Below are 16,574 nucleotides of genomic sequence, written 5' to 3'. Positions count from 1 at the left end.
GCGTCACAAAGTCTTACGCAAGATGAGCAATGAACGGGAGGGCAGCGACACCTTCTCCTCGGCGGCCACCACCTGATCGCCCCCCTCTTTGAGGCCCGTCGGTTCGTTGGTGTCCAGTTCCACCGTCCACTCCCGGGCGTAGTCATCCGGCGGCATCGAGAACTGAACCGGTTCGTCGCCGGCGTTGAAGCACAACAGGAATGAGTCGTCGACCACTCGCTCGCCGCGGGCGTTCGGGGCGGTGATGGCGTCCCCGTTGAGGAAGACGGCCACGCACTTGTGAAAGCTTTCGTCCCAATCCTCGTGCGTCATCTCGCGGCTGCTGGGGTTCAGCCAGGCGATGTCGCGCACTTCGTCGCCGCTGCGGATCGGCTCGCCCTCGAAGAACCGGCGCCGGCGGAACACCGGGTGCTGCTTGCGCAACGCGGTCACCTTGCGCGCGAATGCCAGCAGGTCGGAGTTCTTGTCGACCAAAGACCAGTCCATCCAAGACAATTCGGAGTCCTGGCAGTAGACGTTGTTGTTGCCGTTCTGGGTGCGCCCGAGCTCGTCACCGTGGGCGATCATCGGCGTGCCCTGGCTGACCATCAGCGTTGCCCAGAAGTTGCGCATCTGGCGGTAGCGCAGCTCGGTGATGTCGGGATCGTCGGTGGGGCCTTCGACACCGCAGTTCCACGAGCGGTTGTGGCTTTCCCCGTCCCGGTTGTCCTCGCCGTTGGCCATGTTGTGCTTTTCGTTGTAGGACACCAGGTCGCCCAGCGTGAACCCGTCGTGCGCGGTGACGAAGTTGATGCTGGCGCTGGGGCGCCGGCCGGTCGCCTCGTACAGGTCCGACGACCCGGTCAGCCGGGAGGCGAACTCACCCAGGGTTGCGGGCTCACCCCGCCAGTAATCGCGCACAGTATCGCGATACTTCCCGTTCCACTCGGTCCACAAACCCGGGAAGTTTCCGACTTGATAGCCGCCCTCGCCGACGTCCCACGGCTCGGCGATCAGTTTGACCTGGCTGACGATCGGATCCTGCTGCACCAGATCGAAGAACGCGCTCAACCGGTCGACGTCGTGCAGTTCGCGGGCCAGCGTGGCGGCCAGGTCGAAGCGGAACCCGTCGACGTGCATCTCGGATACCCAGTAGCGCAGCGAGTCCATGATCAGTTGCAGCACGTGCGGGTGGCGCGGGTTGAGGCTGTTGCCCGTGCCGGTGTAGTCCTTGTACAACCGCAGGTCGGTGTCGACGAGCCGGTAGTACGCGGCGTTGTCGATGCCGCGGAAATTGATGGTCGGGCCGAGGTGGTTGCCCTCGGCGGTGTGGTTGTAGACCACGTCGAGGATGACCTCGATGCCCGCCTCGTGGAAGCTGCGCACCATGGACTTGAACTCGGCGACGCTCGAGCTGCGGTTGGCCGCGTATTGGTTGTGCGGGGCGAAGAACCCGAACGTGTTGTAGCCCCAGTAGTTTCGCAATCCCAGGTCCAGCAGCCGCGAGTCGTGCATGAACTGGTGCACCGGCATCAGCTCGATGGCGGTGACGTTGAGCGACTTGAGATGGTCGATGATCGCCGGGTGGGCCAGGCCGGCGTAGGTGCCCCGGAGTTCCTCGGGGACGCTGGGGTGGTTCTGCGTCATGCCCTTGACATGCGCCTCGTAGATGACGGTTTCGTGGTACGGGGTCAGCGGGGCGCGGTCGGATCCCCAGTCGAAGAACGGGTTGCTCACCACGCTGGTCATGGTGTGGCCCAGCGAGTCGACCATCGGGGGAGACCCCGGGTCGGCCCCGTCGGCGTTGGGTCCGTCGGGATCCCTGTCGTTGTAGGCCTTCAGGTCGTAGGAGAACAGCGGCTGGCCGAACGTGAAATCGCCGTGAAAGGCCTTGCCGTACGGGTCGAGCAACAGCTTGCTGGGATCGCACCGGTGGCCGGCGGCCGGGTCGAAGGGGCCGTAGACGCGAAACCCGTAGCGCTGGCCCGGATTGATATTGGGCAGATAGGCGTGCCAGACGTATCCGTCCACTTCCTCTAAGGGAATCCGTGATTCGCCGCCGTGGTGATCGATGAGGCACAGCTCGACCTTTTCGGCGATTTCGGAGAACAGGGAGAAGTTGGTCCCGGCGCCGTCGTAGGACGCGCCGAGCGGATAGGGGTCTCCCGGCCAGACGGTGGCGAGTTTGGGTTGTTGGTAACCGCCTGATTCTGAAGCGGGATTGTTGGTGGACACCTTTCGACCTTATCCGCGCCGCGGGGCGCTCACGAACATACGGCGGTCCGCGGGGCGGCTCACCACCAGCCGGTGTTGTCGGCGATCTGGCGGCCCAGTTCCGGCGCCATGGTCCGCATGTAGGTGGGGGACAGGTGATGGGCCCCGTGGTAGACCAGGATGTTGCCCTCGACGGGGCGGCAGACGTCGGCGCGGCAGACCGCGTCGGACATGTCGAGCACCTTGAGCTGCGGGAACCGGGCGACGAAGTCGAGGGTCTGGTTGCGGTCGGAGAGCAGGTCGGACCGCTTGATCGCACACGATCGGGCGGTGGCGCCCCGTTTGGCCAGGCAGTCTGCCGGGTCGAACGGCTGGCCGTTCTTCACCAGCCACGGGGTGTCTCGCATCCCGAGGATGGGAATGTTGTTGTCGGACAACGTTTGCCAGATCCCGATATAGGTGGCGGGCATCACGTCGCCGGACTTGATGTTCCACGGCCGGGTGGTCGTGGTGAAGACGTAGTCGGGCCGGTCGGTGACCAGTTTGGTCATCGTCTGCTGCACCCACTCGCGACACTGCGGGTAGGGGGCGTTGTTGCCCATGATCAGCGGGACCTGCTCGGTCGACAGCGGACAGCCCATCTTGAGATACGTCACGACCTTGAAGTGGTGCGCCTTGCCCAGGATGTCCAGCGCGGGCAGCCAGTGCTCGGCGTGCGACCCGCCCGCCAACGCGATCGTGCGCTCCGCGGCCGCATCGCCGTAGGTGCAGTTGACCACCGCCGGGTTGACGAAGTCACTGATGCACCCGTCCTTGGTCGAGGCGGGTAGGTCCTGTTTGACCTCCAGGACCGTGGGTCGCATCGGCAATGCCGGCACCCGCGCGTGTTCGGTCAGGGCCCGCGCGCCGGGATAGTCCTGCGGGTTGAGAACGCTGAGCTCTTTGCCGGCCGACCGCAGCACCGTCACGTGTTGACGCCACGTGAACGACGTCGCCGTCAGCGTCACACCCAGCAGCACGACCGCCGATCCCAACACCAGCGTCGGCCGCCGAAGACGGCCCAGCCATCGGGTCGTCCGTGCGGCCGGCCGGGGTGCCGGTTTCGAGGACGCGCGGTAGCGCAGCGGGTCCTCGACAAGCCGGTTGGTCAGATACGCCAACACACCCGACACCAGCAGCAACACCGCGCCTTCGAGGAACGTGGCGTGCTTGTGGCCGGTGTAGGACAGCCAGAAGATGAGCAGCGGCCAGTGCCAGAGATAGAGCGAATAGGCCATGGCACCCAGCTCGACCAGCGGGCGCGTCGCCAGCAGCCGATTCGGCAGCGGCAACCGGCGCTCGGAATCGCCCGTCGGGCCGGCTCCGACAAGGATCAACAGCATGGCGGCGCCGACGGGCACCAGGGCCCACGGGCCCGGGAACTCGCGCACGCCGTTGATTAGCGCCCCGCATGACAGCACCGCGCCCAGCGCGACCGTGGCCAGCACGGTGCGCAACCACATGGGCCAGCGAATCCGGGTCACCAGCGCGCCGACCAGCGCTCCCAGCAACAACTCCCAGCCGCGGGCGAAGCTGTCGTAGTAGGCGGCCGTCTGGTTCTGCTGGTGCGCGACGATCGCGTAGACGAACGAGGCAAGCGTCAACGCGCTCAGCGCCACCAGGAACACGGTCTTCAGCCGGGCGCGCGGCGAACGCCCGAACAGGTAGGTCAGGCCGGCGATCAGGACCAGGAAGCTGACGTAGAACTGGCCCTGCACCGACATCGACCAGATGTGCTGCAGGGGGCTGACGGCCTCACCCGCGCGCAGGTAGTCGGAGGCGGTGTTGGCCAACTCCCAGTTCTGGTAGTAGCCGAGGCTGGCGAGGCTCTGGTCGGCGAACGTCTCCCAGCGGGTTTCGGGCTGAACCAGGATGGTGAGCAGCGCGCACCCGGCCAGCACGACGACGAGGGCCGGAACCAGGCGGCGGATAAGCCGGATCACCTCGGCCACCGGCGATAAGGTGGCCGCTGGGTTCAACGCGGCGCGAATGACCTTGCCGCCGAAGAAGAATCCGGACAGCGCCAGAAACACGTCGACGCCGCCGGAGACTCGGCCGAACCAGATGTGGAAGACGGCGACCAGCGCGATCGCGATGCCGCGCAAGCCGTCGAGGTCGTCGCGATAGAACCCCTGAGATCCCCATGAACCCTCAGTGGGCGCCCCTGCGGCGCCCGGATCGGCGGCGGCCGCCGGTGAGGAAGAGCGCGTCGGGGTCTGCATGATCGACCGCTAATTTACCCAAAACCCGCCACCCATTCCCCATCGCGCGCGGCGGGGGGGCGAGTGGCGGGTGTCGGAAGGCAGCGGACGACCGGGGAAATTACCGGGTGAGACCGGCGCCGGCCGGCTGCAATGGGGCCTGCTGGGCGGGCAGCTGCTGCAGGGGAGCCTGCTGCAACGGCGCCTGCTGCGTGGGTGCCAGCTGCAGCGGGGCGCGCTGGGTCGGCACTTGCTGCGCCGGCGCCTGTTGCGTCGGGAGCTGTTGCAACGGCGCCTGTTGCGTGGGGACCTGTTGCAGCGGGGACTGTTGCGTCGGGCCCTGTTGCGTCGGGACCTGTTGGGCCGGAACCTGCTGAAGCGGCGCCTGCTGGGTGGGCAGTTGCTGCTGCGGCGCTTGGGTGAACGGCGACTGCTGCGCCGGGGCCTGTTGCGCCGGCGTTTGCTGCAGCGGGGCCTGCTGGGTGGGCAGCTGCTGCGCCGGGGCCTGCGGCGTCGCCGCGGAAGCCCCGAGGATCCGGACCATGTAGGGGGTCATGCCGTTGGCGCGCACCGGCGAGACCTGTACCACGTCACCGACCTCGAGCATCTGGTTGTTGCCCAGGTACATCGCGACGCTCTGGGTGCCCTCGGGGCCGTAGAAGATCAGGTCACCCTTGCGGGCCTGCTGCGGCAGTACCTTCTGGCCGACCCGGTAGATCGCCCCGGAGGAACGCGGCAGCTTGACGCCCGCGCCCGCGTACGCGTACTGCATCAGCCCCGAGGCGTCGAAGCCGACGGTGTTGATACCGGTGCCGGTGCCGCGGGTGGGGCCGTTGATGCCGCCCCCGGCCCAGGAGAACGGCACACCGCGCTGCGACAGACCGCGGGCGATCACCACGTCGGTGGCCTGCTGATAGTCCATCGACCTGGCGCCCGGGTCGGCGGTCGCGACGGTGGAAACCACCATCGGCGCCCCGAGCAGGGCCAAACCGATCGCGAAGGCGTAGATGCGTTTCATGTTTCTGGCCTTTCCCTGGCCTCTCCAGGCACTCATTGGGCCTCGACGCGGTGACCTCGCGCGTCCGCCCCCGGTTCATGGACCGGGCGACGACCCCCACGCTGGGGCCGCGCCGTCCATGGCACTTGCGAAGTGAACCGGCCCGTCAGACGGCCGATTCACATCAGTCACAACAGCCACTTTGACAACAGACGGAGTTAGCCGCCAGGGCCCCAGGGGATTTTTTGTCGTACCGTGACCGGACGGTGATTGGGGTGGCCCAATCCCGTATGCGCAGTTGTGATTTCGGTCTCAGCCGGCTACGGCGCGGCGGCGCCGTCACGGGATGGTGATGGCGGCCCGATCACAGCCAATAGCGTTCGCTGAACAGGGTCAGCATCGTTCCGGCCGCCGAGCTCACCATGATCAGCGCCAGGGACAAGACCGGCCAGAACGACATGTACCAGCCCTTCAGGAGGGACACGACCGGGCCGATGACGGCGGCGGTCAGGGCCGCCCCGATCCCGCCCCACACCACCGGGTGGATGTACAGGTCCAGCCCGAAGGGGACCGGCCCGCAGGTCTCGTCCGCGCAGACCTGCGCCAGGAAGCCGAAAAGCCGCGACGGCCAGCTCGTCGCCGTGGCCAGCACGGCGAGCAGGACCAGCAGGGTCACGGTGCAGACGACGTCCCACACCGCCAGCCGCACCCGGATCACCCGGGGCGCCGCGGGGGCCTCGGTGTCGTAGTCCACCAGCCGGCGGTGGGGGTCGGTGGACCAGCCGGCGACCGGATCGGGCGCGGGCCCTGCGCTGTCGGGCTGCTGCGGCGTGGCCATGATGTCCCATGCTTCCCGACGGCCCAGTTTTGCGCGAATCGGCTGCTCTACCCTCGATCACTATGCCCGCGGCGAAGGCCGGGCTCACGCCCGAGCAGATCAGCGCGATCGACGCCGCGCACCTGTGGCATCCGTACAGCACGATCGGCGCCGAATCCATCGCGCCCGTCGTCGCCGTCGGGGCGCGCGGCGCCCAGTTGACCCTGATCCGCGACGGCGAGCGTGTCGAGGCGCTCGACGCCATGAGTTCCTGGTGGACCGCGATCCACGGGCATGGGCACCCGGTGCTGGATGCGGCGCTGTCCGCTCAGCTCGGCGCGATGAACCACGTCATGTTCGGCGGGCTGACCCACGAACCCGCGGCCCGGCTGGCCCAGCTGCTGGTCGAGATCACCCCAGCCGGTCTGGAGACGGTGTTCTTCAGCGACTCCGGGTCCGTGTCGGTGGAAGTGGCGGTCAAGATGGCGCTGCAGTACTGGCGCAGCCTCAACCGGCCCGGCAAGCACCGGCTGATGACCTGGCGCGGCGGCTATCACGGCGACACCTTCACCCCGATGAGCGTCTGCGACCCCGATGGCGGCATGCATTCGCTGTGGACGGACATCCTGGCCGCCCAGGTGTTCGCCCCGCAGGTGCCTCGCGACTACGACGCCGCCTACAGCGCGGCGTTCGAGGCGCTACTGGCCCGGCACGCCGACGAACTGGCCGCGGTCATCGTCGAGCCCGTCGTGCAGGGCGCCGGCGGCATGCGCTTCCACGACCCCCGGTACCTGCGCGACCTGCGCGAGATCTGCCGCCGGCACGAGGTGCTGCTGATCTTCGACGAGATCGCCACCGGCTTCGGCCGCACCGGCGAGCTCTTCGCCGCCGACCACGCCGGCGTCAGCCCCGACATCATGTGCGTCGGTAAGGCGCTGACCGGCGGCTACCTGAGCCTGGCCGCCACCCTGTGCACCACCGATATCGCCCACACCATTAGTGGCGGCGAGGCCGGCGCGCTGATGCATGGGCCCACGTTCATGGCCAACGCACTGGCGTGCGCGGTCTCCGTCGCCAGCGTCGAGGTGCTGCTCGCGCAGGACTGGCGGTCGCGGGTCGCGGAGATCGGCGCCGGGCTGGCCGCCGGCCTCGAATCCGCGCGGGCCCTGCCCGGTGTGACCGACGTCCGGGTGCGTGGCGCCATCGGCGTCATCGAATGCGCCCGGCCCGTCGACCTGGCCGTCGCCACTCCGGCGGCGCTCGATCACGGCGTCTGGCTGCGCCCGTTCCGCAACCTCGTCTACGCGATGCCGCCCTATATCTGTACGCCCGACGAGATCTCCCGGATCACCTCGGCGATGGTGCAGGTCGCCCGCCTCGTCGGCTAGCGGTGCCGACCCGCTGCGCTGCGCCTGGACTATGCGGCGACCGCTGCGCCCGGCTTGGACTATGCGGCGACCGCTGCGCCCGGCTGCGCCACGCTGGCGGTGGCCGCGGCCGCACTGGCGATCGCCACTGACGCCGATGGTGGCGACCCGCTGCGCCCGGCGTCGCCGCGCTGGCGATCGCCACTGACGCCGATGGTGGCGACCCGCTGCGCCCGGCGTCGCCGCGCTGGCGATCGCCACTGACACCGATGGTGGCGACCCGCTGCGCCCGGCGTCGCCGCGCTGGCGATCGCCACTACGCTGAACGCCTATGAACGCCTCCCCGCGGGCACCGATCGACGTTTCCCCCCTGGCCTGGCTGGACGCGGTGGAACGGCAGCGCCGCGAGGCCGGGCTGCGCCGCTCGCTGCGGCCGCGCCCCGCCGTGGCTACCGAGCTGGACCTGGCCTCCAACGACTACCTGGGGCTTTCCCAACATCCCGACGTGATCGACGGCGGGGTCGCCGCGCTGCGCATGTGGGGCGCCGGGGCGACCGGGTCCCGCCTGGTCACCGGCGACACCGAACTGCACGAGGAATTCGAGGCCGAGCTCGCCGACTACGTCGGGGCGGCCGCGGGATTGCTGTTCTCCTCGGGATATGCGGCCAATCTGGGGGCCGTCGTCGGCCTGTCCGGCCGGGGCTCGCTGGTGGTGTCGGACGAGTTCTCGCACGCCTCGCTGGTCGACGCCTGCCGCCTGTCGCGGGCGCGGGTGGCGGTGACGCCGCATCGCGACGTCGGCGCCGTGGAAGCGGCGCTGCGGGCGCGCGCCGAGGAACGCGCGGTCGTCATCACCGAGTCGGTGTTCAGCACCGACGGCGCGCTGGCGCCGCTGCGGGAGCTGCACGACGTGTGCCGCCGGCACCGTGCCCTGCTCATCGTCGACGAGGCGCACGGCCTCGGGGTGCGCGGCGGTGGGCGCGGGCTGCTGCACGAGGTCGGGCTGGCCGGCGCGCCCGACGTGGTCATGACCACCACGCTGTCCAAGGCGCTGGGCAGCCAGGGCGGCGCGGTGCTCGGGCCGGAGTCGGTGCGGGCCCACCTGATCGACGCGGCGCGCACGTTCATCTTCGACACCGGCGTGGCCCCCGCGGCGGTGGGCGCGGCACGCGCCGCGCTCGGCGTGTTGCGGGCCGAACCGTGGCGTGCGGACGCGGTGCTGCGCCACGCCGCCATCCTCGCCGAAGTCTGCGGCGTGCTCGAGGTGCCGCAGTCGGCGGTCGTGTCGGTGATCCTGGGCGACCCGGACGTGGCGGTGGCCGCCGCGACTGCCTGCCTGGACGCCGGTGTGCGCGTCGGATGCTTCCGGCCGCCGACCGTGCCCGCTGGCACCTCGCGGCTGCGGCTGACCGCACGCGCCTCGCTGGACGCCGACGAGCTGGAGGTCGCGCGCCGCGTGCTGACCGATGTGCTTGCCGCGCTTGGCTAGGGCATACCGGTGACGGTCCTCGTCGTCACCGGCACCGACACCGGGGTCGGCAAGACGGTCGTCACCGCGGCGCTGGCCTGCCACGCTCGCCAGGCCGGCATCGACGTGGCGGTGTGCAAACCGGTCCAGACCGGCACCGACTCCGGCGACGACGACCTCGCGGAGGTCGGCCGGCTGTCCGGGGCGACCCATCTGGCCGGGCTGGCCCGCTATCCGCAACCGCTGGCGCCGGTGGCCGCGGCGGAGCAGGCCGGGATGCCGTTGCCCACCCGCGAGCAGCTGCTCGCGCTCATCGGCGAGCTGGACCGGCCGGGCCGGCTGACGCTGGTCGAGGGCGCCGGTGGGCTGCTGGTCGAACTCGGCGAAAACGGTGTCACGGCACGCGATCTCGCTGTCGCGCTCGGCGCGGCGGTGCTGGTTGTGGTCAGCCCGTCGCTGGGCACCCTCAACCACACCGCGCTGACACTGGAATCACTTGTCGCGCATAATCTTTCGTGTGCCGGGCTGGTGATCGGCGCCTGGCCGCAGCGTCCGGGGGTTGTGGAGACGTCCAATCGATCCGCGCTGGCCCGGTTGGCCGCGGTGCGCGCCGCGCTGCCCGCCGGCGCGGCGTCGCTGGACGCGGCCGCCTTCGCGGCACTGTGCGCCAACGCCTTCGACCGCGACTGGATCGCCACGCTGGCCGGCTGATGGTTCACTCCATCGAGCTGATCTTCGACCGCGACACCGAGGCCGCGATCCGCACCAGCTGGGAAGCGTTGGCCGCGGCGGGAATTCCCAGCCAGGCGCCGGCCAGCCGGCCGCACGTGACGCTGGCGGTGGCCGAAGGCATCGCCGCCGACGTCGACGCGCTGCTGGTCCCCCTGAGCAACCGGTTGCCGCTGGGGTGCCTCGTCGGCGCGCCGGTGTTGTTCGGCCGCGGCAGCGCGGTTTTCGCGCGGCTCGTGGTGCCGTCCGCCGAGCTGTTGGCCCTGCACGCCCGGGTGCACGAGCTCTGTGCCCCGCATCTGGTGCCCGGCCCGATGCCCAACAGCCTGCCCGGCCAATGGACCGCGCACGTGACGATGGCCCGCCGGGTCGGTGGCGCGCAGCTCGGGCGCGCCTTACGCATCGCGGGCCGGCCCGCCCAAATCCAGGGCAGCTTCGTGGGTTTGCGCCGCTGGGACGGCAACAAGAAAGCCGAGCACCTGATCGGCTAGTGGTGATCGCAAGCGCGGCGTAGCCGGGCGCAGCGGGTCGCCATCTTTGGGCCAGTGGTGATCGCAAGCGCGGCGTAGCCGGGCGCCGCGGGTCGGGCTTTCCGGGCCGTCGTCCCTCTCGGTGCAGTCCGCAGAAATTCTACGGTCGTTGACTTATCTCCGTCGGTGTCGTTAGCCTGAATCTGCAGAAAGTCCACACCCGGGGAGTTATGCGATGCCAGGACTTTCCGCGGCTTGACATCGCGACCGTATATGGCGTGAAAACCATTGGGAGCGGCCGGGTTGCAGGTTCGGAGTGAAGGAGGGCATGATGCGTACAACGACTGCGGCGCTAGGCAGTGCGGCGTTTTTTCTCGTCGCCCCGGGGACCGTCGCTGGACTGATCCCCTGGCTGATCACCGGCTGGCAGTGCCATCAGCCGCTCGGGCATTGGGTGATCGCCCAAATCGTTGGCGTGCTGTTGATCTGCATGGGCCTGGTGCCGGTGCTGTCGGCGTTCGTGGAGTTCGCCAAGGCGGGTGGCACCCCGCTACCCGTCGCTGCGCCTCGACGACTCGTCGTCAGTGGATTCAACCGGTATGTGCGCAATCCGATGTATGTCGGCCTGCTGGTAGTCATTGTCGGCCAAGCCCTGCTGTTCGGCAGTCTCGGCGCGCTCATCTACGCCGCGGTGATGTGGGCGGTGACGGCATCGTTCGTGCGCTGGTACGAAGAACCCACCCTGCAGCGCCAATTCGGGCCCCAATACCAGGCCTATGTGCAGGCGGTGCCCGCGTGGTTCCCCCGACTGCGCCCATGGACGCCAGACCCCACCTGACATCGCCCTCTGGATCTGGTGCCCCGCCGGGACATCAGCCGTCGCAGCGCTTCGTCGCCACCCGGCTCACTAGCCGCCCGACAGCGCGAACTCGCCCCTTGCCATGGCCTCCTGCACTCGGGCGCGTCGTTCGTCGATGGCGCGACCGAGGTCCTGCAACAACAACGGCTTGCCCGTCACCAATTCGACGAGGCGATCGCGGTCGATTTCCAAAGCGGTGACCTCGTCGACCGCCTGCGCGTCAGCCAGGTTGGGCTGCCGGGTCAGCGCGGTCACTCCCAGGAACGAGCCCTCGTCCAGGCCGCCGGCCGCGACCGTCGTTCCGTCCTTGGCGGTGGCGCTCAACCGTACTCCGCCCGCGAGCAGAAACGTCATCTTCTCGGGGACCCGGCCGGCGTGCTCGACGATCTCGTTCGCCCCGTAGCGAACGATTCTGGCGTGCGACACCAACGACTGCTGATCCGATGGGCTCAGCCGCAACGCCGGCGCCACCACTGTCCGTAAAGCCTTTTCGATGTGTTCGGTCGTCGAGATGTCGTCTTCGGCACCATCCAGGCGCAGGCCCTCGCGCCGCGCGCCATACCAGAGCCAGCGCAGAAACGTCGCTTGCGCGGCGGAATCGTCAGCGGGCGACTTCAACCCGACGGTGAGGAGGTAGTCGACACCCCCGGCGGGCGCCGCGGCGGCCACCGCGTTGGGCCTGCGCTGCGGCAACGCGTTGGCCACTCGTTCCAGCAGTGCGCACACCCGGTCGGGCGGGTCAACCTCGGAAAACGTTGTGGTGATGGCCAATTGGTGACCACCGGGTGGGCGGCTGAGGTTGGTGAACGAGGTGGTGGCCAGCACCGAGTTCGGGGTGATCTGTAGTCCGCGGCCGGTCTGGATGTGGACGGAGCGCCAGTTGGCCTCCACGATGCGGCCCCGCGCCGCCGGGGTGTCCAGCCAGTCGCCGATGCGGAAGGGCTGCTCGAACAACATGAACAGCCCCGACACGATCTGGCCGACGGAATTCTGCAGCATCAGCCCGATCACCACTGAGGTCACGCCCAGCGCGGTGAAAAGGCCGCCCACGCGGACGCCCCACACGTAGGAGAAGATGACCGCCAGCCCGACCCCGATCAGCACAAACCGGGTCACGTCGAGGAAGATGCCCGGAATCCGCTGGCGCCACGTCCCTTGCGGCGCGCCCTCGAACACGGTCGCGTTGAGCCCGGACAGCAGCAGCACCAACACCACGAAGCCGAACACCGTCGCCAGAACCCGCACCGACGTGAACTGCGCCGGCATCCGTGCGACGTTGACCAGCAACACCAGCAGGGCGCCCAGCGGGATCAGGTAAGTGCGCAACAGGAACGCGGGCCGGGCCAGCGGGCTGTTCTTGCGGACCAGGTTGTGATGCCATTCGGTGAGCGCGATCAGCAGTAGCGGCAGCCCGACGACCACGCCGGCGGCCCAATACAGCGATGACGAGTCCAAGGAGGTCACGGCCCTGCCCTATCCTTCCGACAACTTCCAGATCTGCTGCTCGACGCCGCCGACGGTGACGCTGCCCGCCGGCGTGAATTGACGGATGTCGTGCATCGCCTCGTACACCTTCGAGGTGACAAAGATCCCCGTTTGCGTTGTGCTGCTGCGTGTTTGATGAGCCAGATTGACCGCCGCGCCCCACATGTCGTAGACGATGCTGGAGCGTCCGACCAGTCCGCTGATGACGTTTCCCGTGTTGATGCCGGCCCGCAGGGCCAGGTGGTAGCCCGTCCTTGCGTTGAAGCGCGCGATGATTTCTGTCATCTCGATCGCGAATTCGACGGTGCGGTGGACGCTGTCCAGGCGGGGGAAGTTCAGGCCGCAGCTGGCGAGGTAGCCGTTGTGCAGCGTGCGAATCGGCTCGATGCCGAGGGATTCGGCCGCCGAGTCGAGTTCGCGGATCAATTCGTCGACGATGCCCACCAGTTCGCGGCCGGACAGCCTGCCCGAGATCTCGTCGAGGCCGACGAGGTCGGCGAAGATGACGGTGACGTCCTGGTGCTCGAGGGCGATCGTCTGTTCGCCCTCGCGGTAACGCCGCGCCACGGGCTCGGGCATCAGCGACCCGAGCAGCCGGTCGTTTTCCCTGCGTTGTTCGCCCAGCAGCTCTTCCTTGATCTGCAGGTTGCGGCTCATCTCGTTAAAAGTGGCCGTGAGTTCCCCGATTTCGTCGCGGGAGGTGACCGGAATCGTGACGTCGTAGTTGCCGGCCCCGATCTCCTGGGCGCCGGCCTGCAACCTGCGGATGGGCCGCACGAAGATCTGCGCGACCAGCAGCGCCGCCACGCAGATCACGAAAACCATTGCGGTGGTGGTGATCACGAGCGTCTGGGTGAGCGACATGACCCGGGCGTTGGCCTCGGCGGTCTCTCTGGTCGCGATGATCGACCAGTGCAGGTCGGAATTCGGCACGGACAGCGGGGCGTAGGCCGCGAGTTCACGCCGTCCCAGATAGCTGGTGTCGGTGAGGGTTCCGGTCTCGCCGCGTTGGGCGGCGCGCACGGCGGCGGTGGCCACGGGCTGAACCAGCGTGGTGCCGCCCCACCTGATCGCCGTGTCGACGGTGTCGGCCCGGGTTCCGGTCGCGACCGCCTCGGTTTTGTATCGCTCGGGGTCCTCGAGGAACAGCCGTGAATCGGAGCGCATCAGGTTGTCCGGGCCGGCGAGATACGTTTCGGCGGTCTCGCCCATGCCCGCGGCTTTCCACTGCTTGTCGGCGGTCATGATCCGATTCACCTTGGCGATGGGCAGGGGCAGCGCCAGCACCCCGGCCGCGCTGCCGGGCGGACCGATCGGCGCCGTCAACCACGCGATGGGCTGACCGAGTTGGGGTTGGTAGGGCGCAAAGTCGGTGATCCACACGAAGTTCACCGAGTTCGCGGCCATCGCCTTCTCATAGGCGTCCCGCAGGTTCGATTGGCGATACGGACCGGTGCGGACATTGGTGCCGAGGGAGGCCGATTTCCGCACGCTGTAGACCACGTTGCCGCGGGTGTCCAAAAGCAGCGCATCCCGGTATTCGAATCGGGTCGCGATCTCGCGAAAGTAGTCGTTGAAGCGCGCATTGGCGGCCGACCAAGCGCTGTCGTCGCCGGCGCCATCGGGCGCGGCGTCCGTCTGACTCGAGGACCGACTCGCCGCCACGGTGTAGTGCGCCTGCAGGTACTTCTGCGCGTTGTTGCTCGGCAGCACGGCATCGAGTGCCAGCTTCTTGCCGGTGTCGCGCTCGATCGGTTCGATCAGCCGCTTGGTGTAGAAGTCCACCAGCGCGCGTTGCTGTCCCGGGTCCACGGGCGCGTTGGCCAGCTGATCGAAACCGGCGGTGAAGTCGCGCACCGCATCCAGTGCGGTGGTCCCGTGGCTGTAGACGACGAGCGAATCCGACAGATCCGAGAACAGAGTCTCGATGGCGCGTTTCTGCGCCGCGCGCATCTGGGTCATCCGCTCGGACGCCGCGGGCAACAGCGCGTTGCGGGCCGCGACGTACTCGACCGTTCCAATCACACCCAGCGACGCCAGGCTGGCCACCAGCAGCATCAGCATCACCTTGGACTGAATGCTGAATCGGGACAGCGCTCGTGGGCGACGCCACTTCTGTCGGGCCGGGTTCTGCTCGTCCGGGGGGACCGGCTCGGTCGAGCGCCGCGACATCAATCGAGTTCGGTCAGGGATTGCGTTACGGGGGAGCGCACGCCGCAACGCCTACCCACCGAAGAGAAGATACAAACCGGTGAAGGTGTAGCCGACCATCACCAGCATCATCGTCAACTGCCCTGTGAGCTGGTGGCCGGCGGGCAGCAGCCGCAAAGCTTTGTCGTGGGCGGCGATCACCGCGACGATGTGCCCGGTGACCACGCAGATCACCTTGATCGCGGCCAGCACCGGCGGATGCATGGACAACACGTAGGCGACGTGTAAGTGCGCCAGGCCGAACAGGTTCCAGCCGTGGCCGAACGGGTCGGCCAGCGCGAACACCGCCTGCTGTCCGCGCTCCACCAGGTAAGACAGGTAGTGCGCGAAGATGTAGCCCACCACGATCGGGATCAACGAGTGCGCCATCTCGCCGGGCAGCGCGCGGCGCCGCTCGCGGTCGACGCCTCCGGTGGCGCGCGCGGCCAACGAAAACGTCACCGCCACAACGGAAATGAACACGATCAGCCCGAGGGTGCGCAGCGCCGACGACGCCACCGTGGGGGACACGCCGACGTCCCGCGTGAGCTCGTCGGCGAAGCCGCGCCAGGTCGGCGATGACGAGAAGCTGTCGAACGCCGTGGACCCGAGCAGCACCGCCAGCAGCACGACGACACCCGGGCGCACGGGCAGCGACGGCAGATGGTCGAGCGGGCTCCCGACGACGATTCGGCCGGTCTCCCGATTGCGGCGAAACGGCGAGAGCCGGGAGACGGCCATGCTGTACACGCCGAATGGGTCGGCGCGCGCCAGCCAGCGCTGCCCGCACAACCAGGCCCCGACGAGCATCAGCACCGCGTAGGCGGCGATCCACGTCCTGATCCAGGGCAGCGACGCCGAGTTCGGGCTGGCCAGTTCCATCCAGACGAAGGCGAACAGGCCGATCGCGGCGGGGCGGTAGCCCCAGCCTTCCGGGTAGGACAGCCGCGGACGGCCGATCCGCGCCGGCGTGAGGCGTCGTAGCAGCAGATACACCGTGCGCATGGGCGAGATCACCCGCCATACCGGCCCGAAGACCAGCGACAGCGCCACCAATCCGACCCACAGCAGCACATAGAACGCGCCGAGCAGCGCGTTGGCTTCCGACTCGGGTCCCCAGATCCCGGCCGCCACCGCCCACAGCGCGAATACCAGCGCCAGCGCCGCGGCCGTCCAGCGGGTGACCCGGGCGTCGACGAAGGTGGTCAGCGCCGCCGGTAAGGGCCGGCCCGGCCGCAGCGGATCGAACCGCGGTTGCCGCCACGCGAACGCGACGAGGGCGAACGTGAACGTCAGCGCCCATGCCGCGCCGACCATCGCGTACGCGTACGGCACCGGGAGGTCGCCCGACCCGCCGAGGCCATGCGCGAGCACCACCGCCGTGGGGGCGGAGGTCACGGCTGAACTTGGATGGTGGCGATAGTGCGGTCCAGATGGTGCAGCTCCACCGCGACGTTGCCGGGGACCTCGACGGCGAAGTCAAACGTCTGGTGTGGTGCCGCCGCGACCTGGAACTTGTGATCGGGTGTGGAATGCACGTGCAGCTCGTCGGTGGCGTCGCTGGTCACGTGCAGGGTGATCTGCTGGCGCACCTTGGCCTGCAGCGTGGCGTTGGTGGGGGTGACCTGCCCGTTGGCGATGGTCACGTCGATCACCAGGGGCGCCGCCGCGTTGTTGTTGGTGGAACCGCCGCAAGCGACCAGGCCCCAGACCAGCGCCGCCACGAACGCCGCGAAAAAAGTGCCGCGCATCGTCATCG

At 68.7% G+C, this 16,574-nt stretch carries 12 protein-coding genes and 1 pseudogene; 5 read left to right on the top strand and 8 right to left on the bottom strand.

Translation table 11 applies throughout. The annotated features are described in order from the left end of the window. Positions 1-3: 3 nt before the first annotated feature. From glgX to G6N26_RS06520, 4 genes and pseudogenes are all read right to left on the bottom strand, one after another. Positions 4-2,214, bottom strand: coding sequence for a glycogen debranching protein GlgX (gene glgX / locus G6N26_RS06535; protein WP_083016173.1), 2,211 nt, complete (start codon positions 2,212-2,214; stop codon positions 4-6). A gap of 59 nt (positions 2,215-2,273) precedes the next feature. After that, complete coding sequence (locus tag G6N26_RS06530; RefSeq protein WP_083016169.1) at positions 2,274-4,454, bottom strand: acyltransferase family protein; 2,181 nt, start codon at positions 4,452-4,454, stop codon at positions 2,274-2,276. A 328-nt stretch (positions 4,455-4,782) separates the two neighbouring features. After that, positions 4,783-5,451, bottom strand: a pseudogene (gene ripD, locus G6N26_RS06525) (NlpC/P60 family peptidoglycan-binding protein RipD); the annotation flags it as partial. 343 nt (positions 5,452-5,794) lie between these two features. Continuing rightward, positions 5,795-6,268 carry a hypothetical protein gene (locus G6N26_RS06520; protein ID WP_067167671.1) on the bottom strand — a complete coding sequence of 158 codons (474 nt, stop codon included), beginning with the start codon at positions 6,266-6,268 and terminating at the stop codon, positions 5,795-5,797. 62 nt (positions 6,269-6,330) lie between these two features. Between G6N26_RS06520 and G6N26_RS06515 the strand changes: the two genes are divergently transcribed. The 5 genes from G6N26_RS06515 (at position 6,331) to G6N26_RS06495 (ending at position 11,119) form a co-directional block, all read left to right on the top strand. Next, positions 6,331-7,635 carry an adenosylmethionine--8-amino-7-oxononanoate transaminase gene (locus G6N26_RS06515; protein WP_083016162.1) on the top strand — a complete coding sequence of 435 codons (1,305 nt, stop codon included), beginning with the start codon at positions 6,331-6,333 and terminating at the stop codon, positions 7,633-7,635. Between the two features lie 310 nt (positions 7,636-7,945). Then, positions 7,946-9,103, top strand: coding sequence for an 8-amino-7-oxononanoate synthase (locus G6N26_RS06510; RefSeq protein WP_083016155.1), 1,158 nt, complete (start codon positions 7,946-7,948; stop codon positions 9,101-9,103). A gap of 9 nt (positions 9,104-9,112) precedes the next feature. Continuing rightward, positions 9,113-9,793, top strand: a complete 681-nt coding sequence (bioD, locus tag G6N26_RS06505; protein ID WP_083016151.1) for a dethiobiotin synthase — start codon at positions 9,113-9,115, stop codon at positions 9,791-9,793. Further along, positions 9,793-10,302, top strand: coding sequence for a 2'-5' RNA ligase family protein (locus tag G6N26_RS06500; protein ID WP_083016147.1), 510 nt, complete (start codon positions 9,793-9,795; stop codon positions 10,300-10,302). The genes bioD and G6N26_RS06500 overlap by 1 nt, the downstream gene beginning before the upstream one ends. 307 nt (positions 10,303-10,609) lie before the next feature. Continuing rightward, the gene (locus G6N26_RS06495; protein WP_083016240.1) at positions 10,610-11,119 is read left to right on the top strand and encodes a methyltransferase family protein; all 510 of its coding nucleotides are present in this window, start codon (positions 10,610-10,612) and stop codon (positions 11,117-11,119) included. Between the two features lie 69 nt (positions 11,120-11,188). On the opposite strand, the gene G6N26_RS06490 is transcribed toward G6N26_RS06495, so the two are convergent. Genes G6N26_RS06490 through G6N26_RS06475 form a run of 4 tightly spaced genes read right to left on the bottom strand, consistent with a single transcriptional unit; the run spans position 11,189 to position 16,572 of the window. Further along, positions 11,189-12,604, bottom strand: a complete 1,416-nt coding sequence (locus G6N26_RS06490) for a mechanosensitive ion channel domain-containing protein (protein WP_067167658.1) — start codon at positions 12,602-12,604, stop codon at positions 11,189-11,191. A gap of 9 nt (positions 12,605-12,613) precedes the next feature. Further along, positions 12,614-14,797, bottom strand: a complete 2,184-nt coding sequence (locus tag G6N26_RS06485) for an adenylate/guanylate cyclase domain-containing protein (RefSeq protein WP_083016141.1) — start codon at positions 14,795-14,797, stop codon at positions 12,614-12,616. A gap of 51 nt (positions 14,798-14,848) precedes the next feature. Continuing rightward, positions 14,849-16,213 carry a hypothetical protein gene (locus G6N26_RS06480; RefSeq protein ID WP_083016137.1) on the bottom strand — a complete coding sequence of 455 codons (1,365 nt, stop codon included), beginning with the start codon at positions 16,211-16,213 and terminating at the stop codon, positions 14,849-14,851. Continuing rightward, positions 16,210-16,572 (bottom strand): hypothetical protein, encoded by a 363-nt coding sequence (locus tag G6N26_RS06475; RefSeq protein WP_083016133.1) that lies wholly within the window; start codon positions 16,570-16,572, stop codon positions 16,210-16,212. Before G6N26_RS06475 ends, G6N26_RS06480 begins: the two co-directional genes overlap by 4 nt. Positions 16,573-16,574: the final 2 nt, after the last annotated feature.

It is taken from the genome of Mycobacterium marseillense (assembly GCF_010731675.1).
Classification (GTDB): domain Bacteria; phylum Actinomycetota; class Actinomycetes; order Mycobacteriales; family Mycobacteriaceae; genus Mycobacterium; species Mycobacterium marseillense.
This window is presented reverse-complemented; position numbering and strand designations above follow the sequence as displayed.